The sequence below is a fragment of the Pseudomonadota bacterium genome (assembly GCA_039815145.1).
In the GTDB taxonomy this organism is placed as follows: Bacteria; Pseudomonadota; Gammaproteobacteria; order Steroidobacterales; family JBCBZW01; genus JBCBZW01.
This window is the reverse complement of record JBCBZW010000269.1, coordinates 1-2,711: the sequence shown is the minus strand read 5'-3', so window position 1 is coordinate 2,711 and position 2,711 is coordinate 1. Positions and strand designations below refer to the sequence as shown.

Sequence of the window (2,711 nt, the reverse complement as noted above, 5' to 3'; positions counted from 1 at the left end):
CGGATCTGTGCGTCGAGGGCCGCCGGCGGCGGGGCCGGCGGTTGCGCGTGATAGCGCGCCAGCAGGGCGCGCTCTGCCTCGTCGCGCTCGTCTGCCTTACTGTCCATGGGGCGCCATGCCTCCTTTGAGTTTGCGCACCGCGTAGCGAATGCGGCTGCGCACGGTCTCCACACCCACCCCCGTCACCTCGGCGATCTGCTCGTTGCTCAAGCCCGCGTCCTCTCGCAGCACGAAGGCTTCTCGTTGTTCCATGGGCAGCTGCGCCAGCAACGCGAAGAACTGATCGACCAATTCCGCGCGTTCGCTCTCAGCTTGAGGGTCACCGCGTCCCACGAGCTCGTCTGGATCGACGGCGGCATCGGCCGGCCGGCGCCCCTGGCGCCGCCACAGGTCGGTCAACACGTTGTGGGCGATGGTGAACAGGTAGCTGCGGAAGCTGCTGGTGGGTCGGTAGCGCTCCCGCGCGCGGACGACACGCAACCAGGTGTCCTGGTGCGCTTCCTGCGCATCTTCGACGCGCAGCTGGCGAGCGAAGAACCGGTACACGGGTCCCCGATAGCGCTCGTAGAGGGTGTCGAAGGCAGGCGCCTCGCCTGCCCCGAACGCCACCATCAGCGCCTCGTCCTCCCCGGCCTCGGGACTCGCCACCGCGAGCCGTGCCGGGGCCGCCGCCGTGGCGGCTGCACCTGCCATCGCCCTATCGTCCATGCAACTGCGCCGACCTCATCGCCGTGACGTTTGCTGCACCGAGGATAGCGCGTCTGCGCTGGCGACGAGGGTCAGGAACTCCCCTCGATACCCGAAGGGATCGGCACCGCGGGCTTCGCGGGCGAGGGCCAACACATCGGCCAGCTGCATCTCCCCCGTGTAGCGGGCACCACTCAACAGTTGGGCGTAGGCAGCCGTCGCTGCGCTGAAGCGGAAGTCCTCGCTGGTGTCCGCGAGACGCTCGCGCAGGGCCGCATGTGGAAGCGGGCGCTCGATCAGCTCGCTCCGCTTCTGCCCGGGTCGCTTGTAGCGAAGGCGCAGGTGGGCGATCTCGTCGGTGACGGGACGCCCCAGGAAGCGACCCCGGCCGTCAGGGATGGCGTAGCGCAGGGGATCGACCTGTGCCCCGTCCTCGCCCACCAAGGCAAGCTCGTAGAGGGCGGTGACCGTGTGCCCGGCACCGATGTCGCCCGCATCCACCCGATCGTTGTTGAAGTCCTCGCGGGCCAGCTGACGGGTTTCATAGCCGATCAGGCGATACTCAGCCACCACTGCGGGATTGAACTCCACCTGGATCTTCACGTCCTGGGCGATGATCTCCAGGGTGGCGGCCAGCTCGTCCACGAGCACCTTGCGGGCCTCGTTCAGGGTATCCACGTAGGCCGCGTTACCGTTGCCCTTCTGGGCGAGGCGCTGCATCAGGCCGTCCTGGTAGTTGCCCTGGCCGAAGCCCAGCACCGTCAGCGCTACGCCCGCCTCGCGCTTGCGTTCGATCAGCTGCTCCAGGGCATCGTGGCTGACCGTGCCCACGTTGAAGTCCCCGTCCGTGGCGAGGATGACGCGGTTCACGCCCTCTTCCACGAGGTGCTGCTCCGCCAGGGCGTAGGCGAGTTCGATGCCCTGTCCGCCGTTGGTGGAACCGCCCGCCTGCAGCTGATCCAGCGCCCGCAGGATGGTCGCCCGCTGATCACCCGGGGTGGGCTCGAGCACGACGCCCGCGGCGCCGGCGTACACCACCATCGATACGTGATCCTGGGGGCGCAACTGTCCGACCAGGAGCCGCAGGGAGGCCTTCAGCAGATCGAGCTTGTCAGGTGAGCGCATGGAACCCGACACGTCCACCAGGAACACCAGGTTCGCCGGCGGCAGGTCAGCCGCGTTGCGGACCGCGCCCTGGATACCGATGTGCAGCAGGCGGCGCTGCGGATGCCAGGGACTCGGACCGATCTCCGTGTACACCGCGAAGGGCTCGTCCGCCTCAGGCATCGGATAGGCGTAGTCGAAGTAGTTGATGATCTCCTCCGCCCGCACCGACTCGTGGCGTGGCAGTCGACCCTGGTTCAGCTGGCGGCGCACGTTGGCGTAGCTCGCCGTGTCCACGTCGATGGAGAAGGTGGAGACGGGGTCCTCTGCGGGGCGACGCACGGGGTTGTCTTCGGCGTCGGGGTAACCCTCGCGATCTACCCCTGGGTGCTGCGTGGGACGGATCTGATCCGCGGGCACCGCGGCCAGGTACGCACCCAACGACGCGGTCGATCCCGAGGACGCGTGGTCAGCGACGGATCGCGCCGCGCGCACGCGCAACTCGCTCTCTCGCTTGAGGGATCCGTCTGCTACGCCGACGACGGGCGCCACGTCGCTCTCCTCGAGCACCGGCGGCAAGCGCATCGGTTCACTGACGGCAGCCTTGCCGGCGGCGGGAGTCGTTACCGCCACATCGTCCCCTGCCGGGGGCTGGGCCTGCTTCCAGACGACGGCCCCGGCCAAGACCAGCAATAAGGCCATCATCACATGGGTGATCTTCATCATCGGCTCCTCGGATGGTTCTGGGCGGGTGAACGTCGTCGGCACCGAAGTGGGTTAATGCAAGAAAAAAAAGGCTATATCCGGGTCTCGCAACTCACCGAGAGGCTCTTGACCCAGCGTAGGCAGAAGTTTGAACCGGTTTCATATTGCGCGGAACTTCGCCGGGATCTGCGCAGGGATGTCGAGATCCCCGACGG

Annotated in this window: 2 protein-coding genes; both read right to left on the bottom strand. The window is 67.5% G+C overall.

Features of this window, described 5'->3' with window-relative positions; genetic code table 11:
* Positions 1-96: 96 nt before the first annotated feature.
* Positions 97-693 (bottom strand): sigma-70 family RNA polymerase sigma factor, encoded by a 597-nt coding sequence (locus AAF184_25610; protein ID MEO0425733.1) that lies wholly within the window; start codon positions 691-693, stop codon positions 97-99.
* Between the two features lie 30 nt (positions 694-723).
* Positions 724-2,514 carry a VWA domain-containing protein gene (locus AAF184_25605; GenBank protein ID MEO0425732.1) on the bottom strand — a complete coding sequence of 597 codons (1,791 nt, stop codon included), beginning with the start codon at positions 2,512-2,514 and terminating at the stop codon, positions 724-726.
* Positions 2,515-2,711: the final 197 nt, after the last annotated feature.

Excerpts from the sequence above, each read along its gene's own strand:
- AAF184_25610 (MEO0425733.1), bottom strand. The coding sequence starts at position 693 with ATGGCAGGTGCAGCCGCCACGGCGGCGGCCCCGGCACGGCTCGCGGTG.
- AAF184_25605 (MEO0425732.1), bottom strand. The coding sequence starts at position 2,514 with ATGAAGATCACCCATGTGATGATGGCCTTATTGCTGGTCTTGGCCGGG.